12 protein-coding genes and 6 tRNA genes are annotated in these 23,141 nt (G+C 34.2%); 14 read left to right on the top strand and 4 right to left on the bottom strand.

What is annotated here, in order from left to right:
• Positions 1-86 precede the first annotated feature (86 nt).
• The 11 genes from ACXQH5_RS12690 to fmtB all read left to right on the top strand — a co-directional run bounded on the left by ACXQH5_RS12690 (position 87) and on the right by fmtB (position 12,659).
• Positions 87-161: transfer RNA gene (locus tag ACXQH5_RS12690), tRNA-Asn, on the top strand.
• Position 162: 1 nt separating this feature from the next.
• Positions 163-234: transfer RNA gene (locus tag ACXQH5_RS12685), tRNA-Glu, on the top strand.
• 7 nt (positions 235-241) lie between these two features.
• Positions 242-317, top strand: a tRNA-Val gene (locus ACXQH5_RS12680).
• 29 nt (positions 318-346) lie between these two features.
• A tRNA-Tyr gene (locus ACXQH5_RS12675) sits at positions 347-430 on the top strand.
• A gap of 9 nt (positions 431-439) precedes the next feature.
• Positions 440-514: transfer RNA gene (locus ACXQH5_RS12670), tRNA-Gln, on the top strand.
• Positions 515-517: 3 nt separating this feature from the next.
• A tRNA-Lys gene (locus ACXQH5_RS12665) sits at positions 518-590 on the top strand.
• Positions 591-726: 136 nt separating this feature from the next.
• A complete protein-coding gene (gene rocF, locus ACXQH5_RS12660) occupies positions 727-1,635 on the top strand; it encodes an arginase (RefSeq protein ID WP_000167867.1) in 909 nt (302 codons plus the stop codon).
• Between the two features lie 188 nt (positions 1,636-1,823).
• On the top strand, positions 1,824-2,633 hold the full coding sequence (cdaA, locus tag ACXQH5_RS12655) for a diadenylate cyclase CdaA (RefSeq protein ID WP_000347896.1): 810 nt from the start codon (positions 1,824-1,826) through the stop codon (positions 2,631-2,633).
• Between the two features lies 1 nt (position 2,634).
• Positions 2,635-3,567, top strand: a complete 933-nt coding sequence (locus ACXQH5_RS12650; RefSeq protein ID WP_000894026.1) for a CdaR family protein — start codon at positions 2,635-2,637, stop codon at positions 3,565-3,567.
• A gap of 26 nt (positions 3,568-3,593) precedes the next feature.
• Entirely contained in the window at positions 3,594-4,949 is a 1,356-nt protein-coding gene (gene glmM, locus ACXQH5_RS12645) for a phosphoglucosamine mutase (protein WP_000521495.1), read from the top strand.
• A gap of 276 nt (positions 4,950-5,225) precedes the next feature.
• Complete coding sequence (gene fmtB, locus ACXQH5_RS12640; RefSeq protein ID WP_057504573.1) at positions 5,226-12,659, top strand: LPXTG-anchored DUF1542 repeat protein FmtB; 7,434 nt, start codon at positions 5,226-5,228, stop codon at positions 12,657-12,659.
• A gap of 318 nt (positions 12,660-12,977) precedes the next feature.
• Here fmtB and ACXQH5_RS12635 read toward each other — a convergent pair whose 3' ends face one another.
• Genes ACXQH5_RS12635 through ACXQH5_RS12620 form a run of 4 tightly spaced genes read right to left on the bottom strand, consistent with a single transcriptional unit; the run spans position 12,978 to position 18,247 of the window.
• Positions 12,978-14,084: a mannitol-1-phosphate 5-dehydrogenase gene (locus tag ACXQH5_RS12635; protein ID WP_000648734.1), complete on the bottom strand. Its 1,107-nt coding sequence runs from the start codon at positions 14,082-14,084 to the stop codon at positions 12,978-12,980.
• Positions 14,084-14,518, bottom strand: coding sequence for a PTS sugar transporter subunit IIA (locus tag ACXQH5_RS12630; RefSeq protein ID WP_001292149.1), 435 nt, complete (start codon positions 14,516-14,518; stop codon positions 14,084-14,086). The genes ACXQH5_RS12635 and ACXQH5_RS12630 overlap by 1 nt, the downstream gene beginning before the upstream one ends.
• Before the next feature lie 11 nt (positions 14,519-14,529).
• On the bottom strand, positions 14,530-16,662 hold the full coding sequence (locus ACXQH5_RS12625) for a BglG family transcription antiterminator (RefSeq protein ID WP_000927334.1): 2,133 nt from the start codon (positions 16,660-16,662) through the stop codon (positions 14,530-14,532).
• Between the two features lie 34 nt (positions 16,663-16,696).
• A complete protein-coding gene (locus tag ACXQH5_RS12620) occupies positions 16,697-18,247 on the bottom strand; it encodes a PTS mannitol transporter subunit IICB (RefSeq protein ID WP_000083804.1) in 1,551 nt (516 codons plus the stop codon).
• Between the two features lie 680 nt (positions 18,248-18,927).
• On the opposite strand from ACXQH5_RS12620, the gene glmS reads away from it, so the two are divergent.
• From glmS to ACXQH5_RS12605, 3 genes are all read left to right on the top strand, one after another.
• On the top strand, positions 18,928-20,733 hold the full coding sequence (glmS, locus tag ACXQH5_RS12615) for a glutamine--fructose-6-phosphate transaminase (isomerizing) (protein WP_000334462.1): 1,806 nt from the start codon (positions 18,928-18,930) through the stop codon (positions 20,731-20,733).
• Positions 20,734-20,964: 231 nt separating this feature from the next.
• Complete coding sequence (locus ACXQH5_RS12610) at positions 20,965-21,747, top strand: ABC transporter ATP-binding protein (RefSeq protein ID WP_000908190.1); 783 nt, start codon at positions 20,965-20,967, stop codon at positions 21,745-21,747.
• Positions 21,748-21,814: 67 nt separating this feature from the next.
• A complete protein-coding gene (locus ACXQH5_RS12605) occupies positions 21,815-22,672 on the top strand; it encodes an HAD family hydrolase (RefSeq protein WP_000370919.1) in 858 nt (285 codons plus the stop codon).
• Positions 22,673-23,141 lie beyond the last annotated feature (469 nt).

Here is a 23,141-nt window from a genome sequence, read left to right as displayed (position 1 = left end):
CCGAACACAGAAGTTAAGCTCCTTAGCGTCGATGGTAGTCGAACTTACGTTCCGCTAGAGTAGAACGTTGCCAGGCATAATATTAATCCACAGTAGCTCAGTGGTAGAGCTATCGGCTGTTAACCGATCGGTCGTAGGTTCGAGTCCTACCTGTGGAGCCATGGCTCCTTGGTCAAGCGGTTAAGACACCGCCCTTTCACGGCGGTAACACGGGTTCGAGTCCCGTAGGAGTCATTATTTTGGAGAATTAGCTCAGCTGGGAGAGCATCTGCCTTACAAGCAGAGGGTCGGCGGTTCGAACCCGTCATTCTCCACCATTTTGATTATTAAATTATATGAATAAGCTGGAGGGGTAGCGAAGTGGCTAAACGCGGCGGACTGTAAATCCGCTCCTTCGGGTTCGGCAGTTCGAATCTGCCCCCCTCCACCATCTATATATTGGGCTATAGCCAAGCGGTAAGGCAACGGACTTTGACTCCGTCACTCGTTGGTTCGAATCCAGCTAGCCCAGCCATTAGAGCCATTAGCTCAGTTGGTAGAGCATCTGACTTTTAATCAGAGGGTCAGAGGTTCGAATCCTCTATGGCTCACTACTAGCACTTTCCATTTTTGGAAAGTGCTTTTTTTATGAAGTAATAAGATAAACAGATTATATGTGTAGCTATTGCTTGATAATGGTAAGCGCATACATTATTCTTTAATTACATAGAGCAAAGGGGGACGCTTATGACAAAGACAAAAGCAATTGATATTATAGGTGCACCATCAACATTTGGACAAAGAAAATTAGGTGTTGATTTAGGACCAACAGCAATTAGATATGCTGGATTAATTTCAAGATTAAAGCAATTAGACCTTGATGTATATGACAAGGGGGATATTAAGGTACCTGCTGTGAACATTGAAAAATTTCATAGTGAACAAAAAGGATTAAGAAATTATGATGAAATTATAGATGTTAATCAAAAATTAAATAAAGAAGTTTCAGCATCAATTGAAAATAACAGATTTCCTCTAGTTCTTGGTGGAGATCATTCTATTGCGGTAGGTTCAGTATCAGCAATAAGTAAACATTATAATAATTTAGGTGTTATTTGGTATGATGCACATGGTGATTTAAATATACCTGAAGAGTCACCAAGTGGAAATATTCATGGTATGCCTTTAAGGATTTTGACAGGTGAAGGTCCCAAAGAACTTTTAGAATTAAATAGTAATGTAATCAAGCCAGAAAACATCGTACTAATTGGTATGAGAGATTTAGATAAAGGTGAAAGACAATTTATCAAAGATCATAATATTAAAACATTTACTATGTCAGATATTGATAAATTGGGGATAAAGGAAGTAATTGAAAATACAATAGAATATTTGAAGTCACGCAATGTTGATGGCGTTCATTTATCTTTAGATGTTGATGCTTTAGATCCGCTTGAAACGCCAGGCACTGGTACTAGAGTTTTGGGTGGTCTTAGTTATAGAGAAAGCCATTTTGCATTGGAATTACTGCATCAATCACATTTAATTTCCTCAATGGATTTAGTTGAAGTAAATCCATTGATTGACAGTAATAATCATACTGCTGAACAAGCGGTTTCGTTAGTTGGAACATTTTTTGGTGAAACTTTATTATAAATAAATGATTTGTAGTGTATAAAGTATATTTTGCTTTTTGCACTACTTTTTTTAATTCACTAAAATGATTAAGAGTAGTTATAATCTTTAAAATAAATTTTTTCTATTTAAATATATGTTCGTATGACAGTGATGTAAATGATTGGTATAATGGGTATTATGGAAAAATATTACCCGGAGGAGATGTTATGGATTTTTCCAACTTTTTTCAAAACCTCAGTACGTTAAAAATTGTAACGAGTATCCTTGATTTACTGATAGTTTGGTATGTACTTTATCTTCTCATCACGGTCTTTAAGGGAACTAAAGCGATACAATTACTTAAAGGGATATTAGTAATTGTTATTGGTCAGCAGATAAGTATGATATTGAACTTGACTGCAACATCTAAATTATTCGATATCGTTATTCAATGGGGGGTATTAGCTTTAATAGTAATATTCCAACCAGAAATTAGACGTGCGTTAGAACAACTTGGTAGAGGTAGCTTTTTAAAACGCTATACTTCTAATACGTATAGTAAAGATGAAGAGAAATTGATTCAATCGGTTTCAAAGGCTGTGCAATATATGGCTAAAAGACGTATAGGTGCATTAATTGTCTTTGAAAAAGAAACAGGTCTTCAAGATTATATTGAAACAGGTATTGCAATGGATTCAAATATTTCGCAAGAACTTTTAATTAATGTCTTTATACCTAACACACCTTTACATGATGGTGCAATGATTATTCAAGGCACGAAGATTGCAGCAGCAGCAAGTTATTTGCCATTGTCTGATAGTCCTAAGATATCTAAAAGTTTGGGTACAAGACATAGAGCTGCGGTTGGTATTTCAGAAGTATCTGATGCATTTACCGTTATTGTATCTGAAGAAACTGGTGATATTTCGGTAACATTTGATGGAAAATTACGCCGAGACATTTCAAACGAAATTTTTGAAGAGTTGCTTGCTGAACATTGGTTTGGCACACGCTTTCAAAAGAAAGGTGTGAAATAATATGCTAGAAAGTAAATGGGGCTTGAGATTTATTGCCTTTCTTTTGGCATTGTTTTTCTTTTTATCTGTTAACAATGTTTTTGGAAATATCTTTAACACTGGTAATCTTGGTCAAAAGTCTAGTAAAACGATTCAAGATGTACCCGTTGAAATTCTTTATAACACTAAAGATTTGCATTTAACAAAAGCGCCTGAAACAGTTAATGTGACTATTTCAGGACCACAATCAAAGATAATAAAAATTGAAAATCCAGAAGATTTAAGAGTAGTGATTGATTTATCAAATGCTAAAGCTGGAAAATATCAAGAGAAGTATCAAGTTAAAGGGTTAGCTGATGACATTCATTATTCTGTAAAACCTAAATTAGCAAATATTACGCTTGAAAACAAAGTAACTAAAAAGATGACAGTTCAACCTGATGTAAGTCAGAGTGATATTGATCCACTTTTTAAAATTACAAAGCAAGAAGTTTCACCACAAACAGTTAAAGTAACAGGTGGAGAAGAACAATTGAATGATATTGCTTATTTAAAAGCCACTTTTAAAACTAATAAAAAGATTAATGGTGACACAAAAGATGTCGCAGAAGTAACGGCTTTTGATAAAAAACTGAATAAATTAAATGTATCGATTCAACCTAATGAAGTGAATTTACAAGTTAAAGTAGAGCCTTTTAGCAAAAAGGTTAAAGTAAATGTTAAACAGAAAGGTAGTTTAGCAGATGATAAAGAATTAAGTTCGATTGACTTAGAAGATAAAGAAATTGAAATCTTCGGTAGTCGAGATGACTTGCAAAATATAAGCGAAGTTGATGCAGAAGTAGATTTAGATGGTATTTCAGAATCAACTGAAAAGACTGTAAAAATCAACTTACCAGAACATGTCACTAAAGCACAACCAAGTGAAACGAAGGCTTATATAAATGTAAAATAAATAGCTAAATTAAAGGAGAGTAAACAATGGGAAAATATTTTGGTACAGACGGAGTAAGAGGTGTCGCAAACCAAGAACTAACACCTGAATTGGCATTTAAATTAGGAAGATACGGTGGCTATGTTCTAGCACATAATAAAGGTGAAAAACACCCACGTGTACTTGTAGGTCGCGATACTAGAGTTTCAGGTGAAATGTTAGAATCAGCATTAATAGCTGGTTTGATTTCAATTGGTGCAGAAGTGATGCGATTAGGTATTATTTCAACACCAGGTGTTGCATATTTAACACGCGATATGGGTGCAGAGTTAGGTGTAATGATTTCAGCTTCTCATAATCCAGTTGCAGATAATGGTATTAAATTCTTTGGATCAGATGGTTTTAAACTATCAGATGAACAAGAAAATGAAATTGAAGCATTATTGGATCAAGAAAACCCAGAATTACCAAGACCAGTTGGCAATGATATTGTACATTATTCAGATTACTTTGAAGGGGCACAAAAATATTTGAGCTATTTAAAATCAACAGTAGATGTTAACTTTGAAGGTTTGAAAATTGTTTTAGATGGTGCAAATGGTTCAACATCATCACTAGCGCCATTCTTATTTGGTGATTTAGAAGCAGATACTGAAACAATTGGATGTAGTCCTGATGGATATAATATCAATGAGAAATGTGGCTCTACACATCCTGAAAAATTAGCTGAAAAAGTAGTTGAAACTGAAAGTGATTTTGGGTTAGCATTTGACGGCGATGGAGACAGAATTATAGCAGTAGATGAGAATGGTCAAATCGTTGACGGTGACCAAATTATGTTTATTATTGGTCAAGAAATGCATAAAAATCAAGAATTGAATAATGACATGATTGTTTCAACTGTTATGAGTAATTTAGGTTTTTACAAAGCGCTTGAACAAGAAGGAATTAAATCTAATAAAACTAAAGTTGGCGACAGATATGTAGTAGAAGAAATGCGTCGCGGTAATTATAACTTAGGTGGAGAACAATCTGGGCATATCGTTATGATGGATTACAATACAACTGGTGATGGTTTATTAACTGGTATTCAATTAGCTTCTGTAATAAAAATGACTGGTAAATCACTAAGTGAATTAGCTGGACAAATGAAAAAATATCCACAATCATTAATTAATGTACGTGTAACAGATAAATATCGTGTTGAAGAAAATGTTGACGTTAAAGAAGTTATGACTAAAGTAGAAGTAGAAATGAATGGAGAAGGTCGAATTTTAGTAAGACCTTCTGGAACAGAACCATTAGTTCGTGTCATGGTTGAAGCAGCAACTGATGAAGATGCTGAAAGATTTGCACAACAAATAGCTGATGTGGTTCAAGATAAAATGGGATTAGATAAATAAATACTGTATTACAAATAAGCCGATGCGTATGCATCGGTTTTTTGTGTTTGTAGAAATAATTTATAGTACAAACGTAAAATGATATAAACAAAATAAAAACAAAGTAACCAATATGTAATATAAAATACACTGGTACTCAATATATAATGATGATAAAATTAATTTTAATTAGATAGAGTTGCTTTGTGTTTTTAACGCAGATGCTACTACTTATCTTAACAGTTGATTAAGTGAAATCATTTAACAGCGAGAATAATCAACCAGGAGGATGACTTAATGAATTTATTCAGACAACAAAAATTTAGTATCAGAAAATTTAATGTCGGTATTTTTTCAGCTTTAATTGCCACTGTTACTTTTATATCTACTAACCCGACAACAGCGTCTGCAGCAGAGCAAAATCAGCCTGCACAAAATCAACCAGCACAACCAGCTGATGCCAATACACAGCCTAACGCAAATGCTGGTGCTCAAGCTAATCCTACAGCACAGCCAGCTACACCTGCCAACCAAGGACAACCAGCAGCACAACCAGCAAGCCAAGGTGGACAGGCTAATCCAGCAGGAGGAGCAGCACAACCAAATACACAACCAGCTGGACAAGGTAATCAAGCTGATCCGAATAACGCTGCACAAGCACAACCTGGAAATCAAGCAGCACCGGCAAACCAAGCAGGTCAAGGAAATAACCAAGCAACACCTAATAATAATGCAACACCGGCAAATCAAACACAGCCAGCGAATGCTCCAGCAGCAGCGCAACCAGCAGCACCTGTAGCAGCAAACGCACAAACTCAAGATCCAAATGCTAGCAATACTGGTGAAGGCAGTATTAATACAACATTAACGTTTGATGATCCTGCCATATCAACAGATGAGAATAGACAGGATCCAATTGTAACTGTTACAGATAAAGTAAACGGTTATTCATTAATTAACAACGGTAAGATTGGTTTCGTTAACTCAGAATTAAGACGAAGCGATATGTTTGATAAGAATAACCCTCAAAACTATCAAGCTAGGGGAAATGTAGCTGCATTAGGTCGTGTGAATGCAAATGATTCTACAGATCATGGTAACTTTAACGGTATTTCAAAAACCGTTAATGTAAAACCAGATTCAGAATTAATTATCAACTTTACTACTATGCAAACGAATAGTAAGCAAGGTGCAACAAATTTAGTTATTAAAGATGCTAAGAAAAATACTGAATTAGCAACTGTAAATGTAGCTAAGACTGGTACTGCACACTTATTTAAAGTACCAACAGATGCTGATCGTTTAGATTTACAATTTATTCCTGACAATACAGCAGTTGCTGATGCTTCAAGAATTACAACAAATAAAGATGGTTATAAATACTATTCATTCATTGATAATGTAGGTCTATTCTCAGGATCACATTTATATGTCAAAAATAGAGATTTAGCACCGAAAGCAACAAATAATAAAGAATTTACAATTAATACTGAAATCGGTAACAATGGTAACTTTGGTGCTTCATTAAAAGCAGATCAATTTAAATATGAAGTAACATTACCACAAGGTGTAACTTACGTTAATGATTCATTAACTACAACATTCCCTAATGGTAATGAAGACAGTACAGTATTGAAAAATATGACTGTTAATTATGATCAAAATGCAAATAAAGTTACATTTACAAGCCAAGGTGTGACAACGGCACGTGGTACACACACTAAAGAAGTTTTATTCCCAGATAAATCTTTAAAATTATCATATAAAGTTAATGTTGCGAATATCGATACACCTAAAAATATTGATTTTAATGAAAAATTAACATATCGTACTGCTTCAGATGTTGTAATTAATAATGCGCAACCAGAAGTTACACTAACTGCAGATCCATTTTCAGTAGCGGTTGAAATGAACAAAGATGCGTTGCAACAACAAGTAAACTCACAAGTTGATAATAGTCATTACACAACAGCATCAATTGCAGAATACAATAAACTTAAACAACAAGCAGACACTATTTTAAATGAAGATGCGAATCATGTTGAAACTGCAAATCGTGCATCTCAAGCGGATATTGACGGTTTAGTAACTAAATTACAAGCTGCATTAATTGATAATCAAGCAGCAATTGCTGAATTAGATGCTAAAGCTCAAGAAAAGGTTACAGCAGCACAACAAAGTAAAAAAGTTACGCAAGATGAAGTTGCAGCGCTTGTGACTAAAATTAACAATGATAAAAATAATGCAATCGCAGAAATTAATAAACAAACAACAGCACAAGGTGTTACAACTGAAAAAGATAACGGTATCGCAGTGTTAGAACAAGATGTGATTACACCAACAGTTAAACCTCAAGCGAAACAAGATATTATCCAAGCAGTTACAACTCGTAAACAACAAATTAAAAAGTCAAATGCATCATTACAAGATGAAAAAGATGTAGCAAATGATAAAATTGGTAAAATTGAAACAAAGGCAATTAAAGATATTGATGCAGCAACAACAAATGCACAAGTAGAAGCCATTAAAACAAAAGCGATCAATGATATTAATCAAACTGCACCTGCTACAACAGCTAAAGCAGCAGCTCTTGAAGAATTTGACGAAGTTGTTCAAGCACAAATTGATCAAGCACCTTTAAATCCTGATACAACAAATGAAGAAGTAGCGGAAGCTATTGGGCGTATTAATGCAGCTAAAGTTTCTGGTGTTAAAGCAATTGAAGCGACAACGACTGCACAAGATTTAGAAAGAGTTAAAAACGAAGAAATCTCAAAAATTGAAAATATTACTGACTCTACTCAAACAAAAATGGATGCCTATAATGAAGTTAAACAAGCTGCAACAGCTAGAAAAGCTCAAAATGCTACAGTTTCAAATGCAACTAATGAAGAAGTAGCAGAAGCTGATGCAGCAGTAGACGCAGCTCAAAAGCAAGGTTTACATGACATCCAAGTTGTTAAATCAAAACAGGATGTTGCTGATACAAAATCAAAAGTATTAGATAAAATCAATGCAATTCAAACACAAGCAAAAGTTAAACCTGCAGCTGATACGGAAGTAGAAAACGCATATAATACACGTAAACAAGAAATTCAAAATAGCAATGCTTCAACTACAGAAGAAAAACAAGCTGCATATACAGAATTAGATACTAAAAAGCAAGAAGCAAGAACAAATCTTGATGCTGCAAATACAAACAGTGATGTAACAACAGCTAAAGACAATGGTATTGCTGCAATTAATCAAGTACAAGCGGCAACAACTAAGAAATCGGATGCTAAAGCGGAAATCGCTCAAAAAGCAAGTGAACGTAAAACTGCAATTGAAGCAATGAATGATTCGACTACTGAAGAACAACAAGCAGCGAAAGACAAAGTTGATCAAGCAGTAGTTACTGCTAATACAGATATTGATAACGCAGCAGCTAATACTGATGTAGATAATGCAAAAACTACTAATGAAGCTACAATAGCTGCAATTACGCCAGATGCAAATGTTAAACCAACAGCGAAACAAGCAATTACTGACAAAGTACAGGCACAAGAGACAGCAATTGATGCTAATAATGGTGCAACAACTGAAGAAAAAGCAGCTGCGAAACAACAAGTTCAAACTGAAAAAACAACAGCTGATGAAGCAATAGATGGTGCACATTCAAATGCAGAAGTTGAAGCGGCTAAAAATGCAGAAATTGCTAAAATTGAAGCAATTCAACCAGCGACAACAACGAAAGATGATGCGAAACAAGCCATCACTACGAAAGCGAATGAACGTAAAACAGTAATCGCTCAAACGCAAGACATTACTGCTGAAGAAATTGCAGCGGCAAATGCCAATGTAGATAATGCTGTGACACAAGCAAATAGCAACATTGAAGCTGCTAATAGTCAAAATGATGTAGACCAAGCGAAAACAACTGGTGAAACTAGTATTGATCAAGTAACACCAACAGTTAATAAAAAAGCAACTGCACGTAATGAAATTACAACAATTTTAAATAACAAATTGCAAGCAATTCAAGCTACACCAGATGCAACAAATGAAGAAAAACAAGCAGCAGATGCTGAAGCAAATACTGAAAATGGTAAAGCAATTCAAGCCATCGCAGCAGCTACAACAAATGCCGATGTTGATGAAGCGAAAGCTAATGCAGAAGCAGCGATTAATGCGGTAACACCAAAAGTTGTTAAGAAACAAGCGGCTAAAGATGAGATTGATCAATTACAAGTAGCTCAAACATCAGTTATTAATAATGATCAAAATGCTACAAATGAAGAAAAAGAAGCTGCAATTCAACAATTAGCAACAGCAGTTACAGACGCGAAAAATAATATTACAGCTGCAACTGATGATAATGGTGTAGATCAGGCGAAAGACGCTGGAAAGAATTCAATTCAAAGCACACAACCAGCAACAGCGGTTAAATCAAATGCTAAAAATGATGTTGATCAAGCTGTGACAACTCAAAATCAAGCAATTGATAATACAACTGACGCTACAACTGAAGAGAAAAATGCAGCAAAAGATTTAGTTTTAAAAGCTAAAGAAAAAGCATATCAAGATATTTTAAATGCACAAACAACTAATGATGTTACGCAAATTAAAGATAAAGCAGTTGCTGATGTTCAAGGTATTACTGCAGATACAACAATTAAAGATGTTGCGAAAGATGAATTAGCAACAAAAGCAAACGAACAAAAAGCGCTTATTGCACAAACTGCAGATGCGACTACTGAAGAAAAAGAACAAGCAAATCAACAAGTAGACGCACAATTAACGCAAGGTAATCAAAATATTGAAAATGCACAGTCAATTGATGATGTAAACACTGCAAAAGATAATGCAATTCAAGCAATTGACCCAATTCAAGCATCAACAGATGTTAAAAGGAATGCTAGAGCGGAATTGCTAACTGAAATGCAAAATAAAATAACTGAAATACTTAATGATAATACGACTACAAATGAAGAAAAAGGAAAAGATATAGAACCAGTTAGAGCAGCATATGAAGAAGGTTTAAACAATATAAATACAGCAAATACAACAGGTGATGTAACTACTGCTAAAGACACAGCGGTACAAAAAGTTCAACAACTTCATGCAAATCCTGTTAAGAAGCCAGCAGGTAAAAAAGAATTAGATCAAGCAGCAGCTGATAGAAAAACACAAATCGAACAAACACCAAATGCATCACAACAGGAAATTAATGATGCAAAGCAAGAAGTGGATACTGAGCTTAACCAAGCGAAAACAAATGTCGATCAGTCTTCAACTAATGACTATGTTGATAATGCAGTTAAAGAAGGAAAAGCAAGAATTAATGCAGTTAAAACATTTAGTGAGTACAAAAAAGATGCTTTAGCTAAAATTGCAGATGCATATAATGCTAAAGTAAACGAAGCGGATAACTCTAACGCATCGACTTCAAGTGAAATTGCTGAAGCGAAACAAAAACTTTCTGAATTAAAACAAACAGCGGATCAAAATGTAAATCAAGCTACTTCTAAAGATGACATTGAAGTTCAAATTCATACTGACTTAGATAATATTAACGATTACACAATTCCAACCGGTAAAAAAGAAACAGCTACAACAGATTTATATGCTTATGCAGATCAAAAGAAAAATAATATTTCAGCTGACACTAATGCAACACAAGATGAAAAGCAACAAGCAATTAAGCAAGTTGACCAAAATGTTCAAACTGCATTAGAAAGCATTAATAATGGTGTGGATAATGGTGACGTTGATGATGCATTAACACAAGGTAAAGCAGCAATTGATGCTATTCAAGTAGATGCTACTGTTAAACCTAAAGCGAACCAAGCTATTGAAGCTAAAGCAGAAGATACGAAAGAATCAATTGATCATAGTGACCAGTTAACTGCTGAAGAAAAAACTGAAGCATTAGCAATGATTAAACAAATTAAAGATCAAGCTAAACAAGGTATTACTGATGCAACAACAACTGCTGAAGTTGAAAAAGCGAAAGCTCAAGGACTTGAGGCATTTGATAACATTCAAATTGACTCAACAGAAAAACAAAAAGCTATCGAAGAATTAGAAACTGCACTAGACCAGATTGAAGCAGGTGTAAATGTCGACGCTGATGCTACAACTGAAGAAAAAGAAGCGTTTACGAATGCTTTAGAAGACATTTTATCAAAAGCAACTGAAGATATTTCTGATCAAACTACAAATGCAGAAATCGCTACTGTCAAAAATAGTGCGCTTGAACAACTTAAAGCACAACGTATTAATCCAGTAGTTAAGAAAAATGCTTTGGAAGCAATTAGAGAAGTGGTTAACAAGCAAATAGAAATAATTAAAAATGCAGATGCAGATGCATCGGCGAAAGAAATTGCACGTACAGATTTAGGTAGATATTTTGACAGATTTGCTGATAAATTAGATAAAACACAAACAAATACAGAAGTTGCTGAATTACAAAATGTAACGATACCTGCAATTGAAGCGATTGTGCCTCAGAATGATCCAAATGCTAATGATACTAATAGTGGTTCAGATAATAATGATGCAACAGCAAATTCAAATGCTAATGCAACACCAGAAAATACTGGACAACCTAATGTAACTGAGTCAACAGATAATGGCAAAGCAGACGCTTCTCCGACAACACCAAATAATAGTGATCCGGCAACAGGTGAAACAACAGCAACTGATGATGCAAATAATAAACCGACAGCTAATAACAATTCTAGTGTAGATGAATCAGCAGACAATTCGGCAACGGGTAATGGTACAACTGATAAACCAGAAGTAGAATCAACTAATAACGGCACAACTGATAAACCTGCAACAGAAACAGATAATGCAACGCCAGCAGAAAGCACAACAAATAACAATAGTACAACTGCAACAAACGAGAACGCACCAACAGGATCAACAGCAACGGCTCCAACAACAAATGCGAGCACAGGTGCAGCATCATCTGCTGATAGCAAAGATAATGCATCTGTAAATGATTCAAAACAAAATGCTGAAGTAAATAATAGTGCTGAATCTCAATCAACTAATGGCAAGGTTGCACAACCAAAATCTGAAAATAAAGCTAAGGCAGAAAAAGATGGTAGAGATTCAACAAATCAAAGTATGGTTGAATCAACAGCTGAAACATTGCCTTCAGCAGACATAACAGAACCAAAAGTATCTTCTAATACATCAAAAGATAAAAAAGAAAGTACGACAAATCAAACAGGTGCTGGACAACTTAAGTCTGAAACTAACGTTGCATCTAACGAAGCAGATAAATCTGAAGGCAACGTTGATACTGAAGTTTCGAATAAACCATCAATATCTAAACCGTCAGAAGCAAAAGATAAAGCGACTTCGACTGAGGATAGTCAAAAAGCTGACATGTCAACAGCAGATACAAAAGATAATCAAGCATCAATTGGTGCAACTGCAGATGTAAACAATAAAGCTACGCAAAACGACGGTGCCAATGCATCTCCAGCAACAGTTTCAAAAGGAAGCAATAGTGCTAATCAAGGTATGCTTAAAGTAACTAACACTGACAAACACCAAGCTAAGGTAACATCAGCCCAACAAGGAAAAGTTAATAAGCCTAAACAACAAGCTAAAACTTTACCAGATACTGGTATGTCACATAATGACGATTTACCATATGCTGAATTAGCTCTAGGTGCAGGTATGGCATTCTTAATTAGAAGATTCACTAAGAAAGACCAACAAACTGAAGAATAAAATTTATTCAAGAATGTGAACATCTAGTTATTTCATAGGGAAATATTCCTTACTAAGTAACCAAGTCTAACAGTTAATATGAATTTGTTTTAGAAATGACCAATAGCCATTGAATAGGTGGCTGTGGCTTGAAAATAAAACAAATTATTAACGCAAAAATACTCCTTTCATACATAACGCAAGTTAAGTGTTTATGTTGAAGGGAGTATTTTTTATGTTCAGAAATTTAATATTGTTAATTCAACGGAACTACTACATTATTACTGATTGTTAACGAATAATGTTGGAAACTTCTTGTTTCAAACAAAGCTCAATAAATTATGAAAGTGAATTGTACGCTTCAATTATTTCATCGGCTAAGCCATCGTCAACTTTAGCATATTCGCTTAAGAACGCTTTTAAACCGTGTTCTTTAATGTAATTATTTTTCTCAACAGTTTCTTGGTCTGCTGTATCATCATACTTCAATAACAATGCAGCTGTATTTAATAAACCAGTGCGTTCTAAATCTTTATTATAAAGATATGTTAATGGTTTTATAATTCTATCTTTAGGGCCAATTTTACGTAACGTACCTCGTCCGACACGTGTTACTTCATCAGATAAATAAGAATTGTTGAAACGGTCTATTATTTTTTCAACATAACCAGCTTGTTCCGCTTCAGTAAAATCAAATTCATTAGTAATATATTGACTTGTTTCAGCTAAAACACGGCGTAAGCCAGCTTCAATTGAACTATCTTTTACAGCGTCTAATACGGTAGCTTTACCTGCAAATTTACCAGCATACGCTAAATATGCATGTCCTGTATTCACAGTTAATAATTTACGCTCAATATATGGTGTTAAATCATCAACATATTTAATATGATTTAGTTCTGGACCATACCATGCATCTTTTTCAACAACCCATTCGTAAAATGGCTCAACCATAACGTCTAATATATTTTCATTCTTTTGTAATGGTACAATTCTATCAACTGCTGAGTTAGCAAAATGAATATTGTTACCAAGAGGTCCAGTAATATCAAGTACCGCTTTTTTCAATGTATCAGTTGCCATAATAGCATTCTCACAAGCAACAATATTAACATGGTTTGTTTTTTCTTTTAAGAAAGGCGCAAAAGATTTAGCAATAATAGGTAGTATGTTAACACCAACAGCTGTTGTAATAATATCAGCTTCTAAAATTGCTTGTTTCAACGCTTCAGAAGGTTGCATTGAATTAATTGCATCAACATTATTCACGCGTGTCGTTGTTTTAGACTCATCAGCTAAAATAACATCGTATTGATGATCAGTAGCTAAAGCATTAATGATTTCTTCATTGACGTCTGCAAATGTTACTTTAACATTGTTGTCTGCAAGAATATAACCAATGAAACCACGACCTATGTTACCAGCACCAAAGTGAACTGCTTTCATTATGCATCTGCCTCCTCGAATACTTGTTTAATTTCTTCTGCAGATTTTGCTTGAACGATACGATCCACATTTTCTTCTTCGCTAAATGTAATTGCAATTTTAGATAACAAGTCTAAATGTTCGCCATCTTTACCAGCGATTCCCACGACAACTTTAACTACTTCGCCATCCCAGTCAACGCCTTCAGGGATTTGTAATAATGTTAAACCTGAGTGAATCACATTTGTTTTAGCTTCATCTGTGCCATGAGGAATTGCCAAGCCATTTCCCATAAATGTTGATACGACTTGCTCACGATCTTTCATTGCTTGAATATAAGCATCTGTTACAGCACCACTATCAACTAAGGCTTTACCTGCTTTTTCAATTGCTTCATTTTGGCTGTTAACATTTACATTTAAAAAGATATTGTCATTACTAAATAATTCGCTCATTTTGTACACTCCTAAATAAATTGTTTTTTAATTCGTTCTAAAAATTTGTTTCTTAATAATGTTTCAAGTTCCTGTGGATTTTCCATAAAAGTATCAATAGATTCTAATTTCAAACTTAAAAATTCGGACAAGTCACTTACCAGTGATGCCATAAAATCATTGTCAGGAATAAACATAGAAATCATATATTTAATTGTTTGATTGTCATTTTGAATACTAGGCAATGTTAACGGTTCTTCTAAAACTGTGATTAGAATCATAGGGTGTTTAATCATATTGTCTCTTAGGTGTGGTATTGCAACAGGATATGGACTTAATATCCATCCTGGATTGTCAATCAATCGTTGCTCTAGTAGTTCAGCGAATGACGTTGGATTGTTTATTACATCGCATTGATATAGATAATCTGCGATATATGTTTGCCACTGTTTAACTTCGGTACTAACTATTTTCACTGAATCAAGCAAAGTTAAACCCGAACGCATATGATGCATTAATTGTTCTGATTTTTCGTCACTTAAATGTTTTTCGAAAAGTGAAGTTAAGTATGAAGTTTGTTCATTTTCAAAAGATGTGTTGCCATCAATATCTTTCGTTTCAACATGAACATCATCCTTATCAATCATGTTTGATGATTTATCATGCGTCTCTTGGAACGTAGACTTTGTATTTAAAAACTGTGCGACATAACTGATATCACTATCTGGTAATAATGGGTTTACCGTTAAATAGGGGGAGTCGATGTCTAAATTCACAGTAGAAATAATGCCATCATATTGACTTAAATCTAGTGACTTCAAATCGCTGACTGATGCTTGTGTAATACGCTCAATCTCACTAAAAACTTGCTCTAGACGAGTTGATAATAGACGGCTAGTTCCCATACCACTGCTGCAAACGACTAATATGTTTAAAAATCGATTACCTTGGTTTTTAATCGAGCCACCAAAGTGTAAAACTATAAAAGCAATTTCACTCTCTGGAAAAATCAAATCAGGCCAACAATCATTTAAAGCTAATCTTACATTTTCAAATAGTCTTGGATATTTGAACTTGATCATGTCTGTTAACGGATTATAGGTCTCGATATTAGCTTGCAAACGATTGATTGCAGGATTAAGGTGTAGCGTCAGTCCATCGACTAAAGTATCCAAATCTGCAAATGTCATACCTGAAATCATTTCTACTTTTTTAACAAACGCTTTAATTTTGTTCTCTTCACAACGATTATTTAATGATGTATCATTAAGATTTTTTCGTTTAGCACCACGTAAATGGATAGTAATGAAAGCAATTTCTGCCTGATTAAACGTGACGTCATATATTTGACCAAGTTTATCAGCAAGTTCGCTTGCTACTTTGTGTTCAAATGTGTTTTGTACAGAATCATAAATATCATCGTTTAATGCGACATACTCTCCATTTTTTATACGTGAAATTGATAGCACGATATGGACAGTTAAAGTTAAATAACTTGATTCGGTAAGTTGGTAGGGTAAGGCACTTAGGTAGTCCATTAATAGTCTTTCAACATTAAAAATACGCTCTAAGTCAACAAAGTCTTTGTGGATTTGATTTAATGAATGAAAGACAAAATGATTTTCAATTACTGAATAAACGCTAGTACTATTTAAGTTATTCACCATTAATTGACTTAAAAATTCACGTTTCTTTGATTCAGTACCTACCAAGTAAATACCTTCGCCACGCTTTCGAGATAAAGATAGTTGGTACTTATTTAAATCGAGCTCTAAATCATCTAACATCTTTGCTAAAGTCTGGACAGAAACGCCAATTTCTTGCGCTAAACTATATTGTTTAACTGGCTCCTTGGCTTGTATCAAAGCGTATATAATAATTACTTTCTGCTCTTCAACAGATAAGTCAATGGTTTGATGTTGTGCGATCGATTGCTTCAAATCGTTTAAATCAGAATCTGCGCCAGCAATGCGTAGACCTTTTTTGTTTGCGCGTTCTAAAGTTAATGAAAATGAAGTTAAATATGCTTCAACACCTTTTAATTCACGGTGAATAGTACGAGAGGACACCGCAAGTTGCTGAGCAATGTCGTGTATAGTGATATATTGACCGTGGTACTTAATCAATAGGGCTATCATTTCTTTTTCACGTGTACTCAATAACATGGCGGTATCCTCCATTTTTTAATTTATTTAATTATTATGCTTGATCATCTTTTTTTAGATTATTTAAAAGTTCTTCATATCTTGGTGAATTAAGGAAATTATCCACTGAAATATGGATGGCATTTGGTGTTTGTTTAATAGCACGATCAGTTAGTTTTTTCTGAGTGATAACTAATTGAGCATCTTTTGGCAATTGATTAATCGCAGTATTTGTAACTGTAATATCATTAATGCCCGCTTTTTTAAATTTATTACGTAACATGCTTGCACCCATTGCACTAGAACCCATACCCGCATCGCAGGCAAAAATAACATGATTTATATTATTGTAATTGTGTGCATCAACATCTTCAGTGTTGTAATTATCCAATAGCGCTTCAGGATCATCCTCTAATGTAGATGATTCATCCGCATTCGTTTTTGCTTCAGTATTTACATTCTCTTCAACTTTTGCATCTTTATCAGAAGATACTAACTTAGAAGCAACACTAGATTTTTTACCTTTAGTAGTTTCCATTTGAGCAGTTGCGGCTTCTAAATCTTGTTTAGGTTCTTTAGTGAACTTCATAATTAAAGCTGCTACGACGAATGATACAAGTGCAGCAAGGAAGACACCGAGTAACATGTGCAAGAATTCGCCTCTAGGTGCATTTAAACAGTAAACTATAAATGAACCAGGTGACGCGGGACTTTTAAATCCAAATCCTGTTGCTTGATAAGTTGCAACACCAGTCATACCACCTAAAATAACTGCGATGAATAATAAAGGACGCATTAATACATATGGGAAATAAATTTCATGAATACCACCGAAGAAGTGGATGATTCCAGCACCATATGACGTTGCTTTTGCAGTACCTTTTCCGAAAATCATATAAGCAAGTAAGATACCTAAACCTGGTCCAGGGTTAGATTCAATTGTGTATAAAATAGATTGACCAGCTTTTGCAGCTTGATCTGCACCAAGTGGTGTGAATACACCATGGTTAATCGCATTGTTTAAAAATACAATTTTTGCAGGTTCTACTAAAATACTTACAAGTGGAAGTAGGTGAGCATGTACTAATGCTTCAACTGCAACTGATAAAATATGCATGATAAATTTCATAAGTGGTGCTAAAATTTTAAATCCTGCAATTGTCATGATAAATCCTAAAATACCAGCTGAAAAATTATTAAATAGCATTTCAAAACCTTGTGGTGTTCTAGGTTGGATCAATTGGTCAGTCTTTTTCATTAACCAACCAACTAAAGGACCCATAATCATAGCTCCAAGTAACATTGGTGTATCAGGTAATGCAACGATGACACCCATAGTTGCTGTTGCTGCGATGATACCACCACGTAAATCATAAATTAAACGACCACCACTAAATGCGATCAATAATGGGATTAAATAAGTAATCATTGGTCCTGCTAAAGTAGCTAAATCTTTGTTAGGTAACCATCCATTATCTATAAAAATGGCCGCGATAAAACCCCAAGCGATGAAAGCGCCAATGTTTGGCATGATCATACTACTTAAGAATGATCCAAATGCTTGAACACGACGACCAATTCCTTTTTTCTCTTCAGTTTGTGACATATTTACACCTCTTTTTTAATATATGTGACTATATATAGTGTATAGAGCCGTTACTTGTTACTCAATATAAACAAAAATCAACTTTGTCAAAATAAATGTGACAAAATTAAATAAAGTGTCATCAATGTGACAGTATAGATATTTTGAAAAAGTAAAACAAAAAAATTGTTTTAGGATTTTTAAAATTTTATTGTGAAAATATTTGCAAAACAAAACAACACCGTTGTACAATAATGATTAATGGAAAGGGGGAAAGTTCGGCAGTACAGTTAAAGCGCCTGTGCAAATAAATATTTGTATTTGAAGATTAAAGGTTAATATATGAGTGGCCTTTATAGAGTGCAATATATGTATTTGTAGACGAGGAGGATAGTGATCGAATAGATCGGCGGATGCTATCCCGGATGTGGCTCATTCGTTAGCTTATTAAGTAAAACATTAGGGTGACTTAATGGACAAAGTTAATAAGATCGCCAGAAATTGAATATAAAAAATATTAATATGGAAAGTACAGTGTGAGCAATTTGTATAGTTGTAAAAATAACTATGCTTAATTTGTTATGGATGAATGCGATGATAGCATGTTCCTATTTATATTATGAAAGCAGATTGTCAATCTAAATTATCGGCAATAAATCATAATTTACGCGTACTATTCCAATATGGAGGAAAATGTCGTTATGTGTGGAATTGTTGGTTATATTGGCTATGATAATGCCAAAGAATTATTATTAAAAGGTTTAGAAAAATTAGAATACAGAGGTTATGACTCTGCAGGTATCGCAGTAGTAAATGATGATAATACAACTGTATTTAAAGAAAAAGGTCGTATTGCAGAATTACGTAAAGTTGCTGATAGTAGCGATTTTGATGGACCTGTTGGAATCGGTCACACACGTTGGGCAACACACGGTGTACCGAATCATGAAAACTCTCATCCACATCAATCATCAAATGGCCGTTTTACTCTAGTTCATAACGGTGTTATTGAAAACTATGAAGAGTTAAAAGGTGAATACTTACAAGGTGTATCATTCATTTCAGAAACAGATACAGAAGTTATCGTTCAATTAGTTGAATACTTTTCAAATCAAGGACTTTCAACTGAGGAAGCATTTACAAAAGTTGTGTCATTATTACATGGTTCATATGCATTAGGTTTATTAGATGCTGAAGACAAAGACACAATCTATGTTGCTAAAAATAAATCACCATTATTATTAGGTGTTGGTGAAGGTTTCAATGTTATCGCATCAGACGCACTTGCAATGTTACAAGTGACAAGCGAATATAAAGAAATCCATGACCATGAAATCGTTATTGTTAAAAAAGATGAAGTTATTATTAAAGATGCAGATGGAAACGTTGTAGAACGTGATTCATATATTGCTGAAATTGATGCATCAGATGCTGAAAAAGGTGTTTATGCACACTACATGTTAAAAGAAATTCATGAACAACCAGCAGTAATGCGTCGTATTATTCAAGAATATCAAGATGCAGAAGGTAACTTGAAAATTGATCAAGACATCATCAATGATGTTAAAGCAGCAGACCGCATTTACGTTATTGCAGCAGGTACAAGCTACCATGCAGGTTTAGTAGGTAAAGAATTTTTAGAAAAATGGGCTGGCGTACCAACTGAAGTACACGTTGCATCAGAGTTTGTCTACAACATGCCATTATTATCTGAAAAACCATTGTTCGTTTATATTTCTCAATCAGGTGAAACTGCAGATAGCCGTGCCGTATTAGTTGAAACTAATAAATTAGGTCATAAATCATTAACAATCACTAATGTTGCAGGTTCAACTTTATCACGTGAAGCAGACCATACATTGTTATTACACGCGGGTCCTGAAATCGCAGTTGCATCTACAAAAGCATATACTGCACAAATTGCAGTATTATCAATCTTGTCTCAAATCGTTGCAAAAGAGCACGGTCGTGAAGCAGATATTGATTTATTGAGAGAATTAGCAAAAGTAACAACAGCAATTGAAGCGATTGTTGACGATGCACCAATCATGGAACAAATTGCTACAGATTTCTTAGAAACAACACGCAATGCATTCTTTATCGGACGTACTATTGACTATAACGTAAGTTTAGAAGGTGCGTTAAAACTTAAAGAAATCTCTTACATTCAAGCTGAAGGTTTTGCAGGTGGAGAACTTAAACACGGTACAATTGCCTTAATCGAAGAAGGTACACCAGTTGTAGGTTTAGCAACACAAGAGAAAGTTAATTTATCAATTCGTGGTAATGTTAAAGAGGTAGTAGCACGTGGAGCACACCCATGTATTATTTCTATGGAGGGTCTTGAAAAAGAAGGCGACACTTATGTCATTCCTCATGTACATGAATTATTAACGCCATTAGTATCAGTTGTTACATTACAATTAATTTCATACTATGCAGCATTACACAGAGATTTAGATGTTGATAAACCACGTAACCTTGCTAAATCAGTTACTGTAGAATAATTCACTTTTTTAGAATCAATCATGTATTAAAATTAAAGTATATGGCACCCTTTTAGATTAATCGACTAGAAGGGTGCTTTTTTAGGTCGACTTAGCTTTTACTTCATCTTAAGTCGGCAGAAATGCGTAAAAATGAAGTAGTTTATTTATTTAAATAGTCTGACAATTAAGGGTGTTATGTTAATATGATTTTATGAGAAGTATGGAGAAGCAATAAAGGGGTGACCTCGCATGTTAATTCAATTAGATCAAGTTGGGCGAATGAAGCAAGGAAAAACAATTTTAAAAAATATTTCTTGGCAAATTAATGGAGGTGACAAATGGATTTTATATGGTTTAAATGGTGCTGGTAAGACAACGCTATTAAATATATTAAATGCATATGAGCCTGCGACAACTGGCGATGTTAATCTATTTGGTAAAATGCCAGGCAAGGTAGGGTATTCTGCAGAGACTGTACGACAACATATAGGTTTTGTATCTCATAGTTTACTGGAAAAGTTTCAAGAGGGTGAAAGAGTAATCGATGTGGTGATAAGCGGTGCTTTTAAATCAATTGGTGTTTATCAAGATATTGATGATGAGGTACGTAATGAAGCACATCAATTACTTAAATTAGTTGGAATGTCTGCTAAAGCGCAACAATATATCGGTTATTTATCTACAGGTGAAAAACAACGAGTGATGATTGCGCGATCTTTAATAGGGCAACCCCAGGTTTTAATTTTAGATGAGCCAGTAGCTGGTTTAGACTTTATTGCACGAGAATCGTTGTTAAGTATACTTGACTCATTGTCAGATTCATATCCAACGCTTGCGATGATTTATGTGACGCACTTTATTGAAGAAATTACTGGAAACTTTACTAAAATTTTGCTATTAAAAGATGGGGAAAGTGTACAACAAGGGTTAATAGATGATATTTTGACATCTGAAAACATGTCACGATTTTTCCAGAAAAATGTAGCAGTTCAAAGATGGAATAATCGATTTTCTATGGCAATGTTAGAGTAAATATTTTGCAAATAAAAAGTAATAATGACAAAATTTAATTAAGATAAAATGGACAGTGGAGGGCAATATGGATAACGTAAAAGCAATATTTTTGGACATGGATGGAACAATTTTACATGAAAATAATCAAGCATCAACGTATACGAAAGATGTCATTAATCAATTGAGAGAGAAAGGATATAAAGTATTTTTAGCAACAGGACGTTCGCATTCTGAAATACATCACCTTGTACCTCAAGATTTTGCGGTAAATGGCATCATTAGTTCAAATGGAACCATTGGTGAAGTAGATGGACATACAATTTTTAAACATGGATTATCTTTAACACAGGTAAAGCAAATAGTTGATTTGGCTAAACAACAACATATTTATTATGAAGTATTCCCATTTGAAGGAAATAGAGTAGCTTTAAAAGAAGATGAAACATGGATGAGAGAGATGATTCATAGCCAAGATCCAATTAATGGTGTGAGTCATAGTGAATGGTCTTCTAGACAAGATGCACTTGCAGGCAAGATTAAATGGGTAAGTGACTTTCCGGAGGGTGAATATTCAAAAATTTATCTTTTCAGTTCGAATTTAGAAAAAATCACGACATTTAGAGATGAATTGAAGCAAAATCAAGTGCAACTACATATAAGTGTTTCAAATTCATCGAGATTTAATGCAGAAACAATGGCTTATCAAACTGATAAGGGCACTGGTATTAAAGAAATGATTGAACACTTCGGCATTCGTCAAGATGAAACGTTGGTTATTGGAGACAGTGATAATGATAGGGCAATGTTTGAATTTGGTCATTATACAGTTGCTATGAAAAATGCACGTCCTGAAATACAAGCGTTAACTTCAGATGTAACGACTTATACGAATGAAGAAGATGGCGCAGCTAAATATTTAGCAGAGCATTTTTTAGCTGATTAATAGATCTTAAGTATATTGAAATTAAATTTATACAAGATAAAGATTAGTATTGAAAAGGAGCAGTAAGGTTATTTTCTATTAGAAAATTTCTTATTGCTCTTTTGTATGATTATAAGTACTTGAATCATCTACATTTAATTGGATAAACTCTATGAGAATAAATATTGTTAAAACTAATAAGGTAGGGAATTCATTGAGCTTGAATAATATTTCTTGTTTTAAGGTCTAACTCTTGAATTGTAGGCTTCTTTTTTTAGTAGCAACAGAGCCGTCTTTGAAAACATTCACACCTATTGACTGTTTTAGTTCTTGTTATTCATGAAGTGTAACTCCACTATAAAATCAACCAGTTCTTTTACCAATATCGCCAATGCAATTTACACTAAAGTATACTTCAAATATATCTACATTAAATTATAATCTCCATACTATTTTCTGAATTCAAGAAAATAAACATAAACGATGCTAT

It is taken from the genome of Staphylococcus sp. SA22 (assembly GCF_054165785.1).
This window is presented reverse-complemented; position numbering and strand designations above follow the sequence as displayed.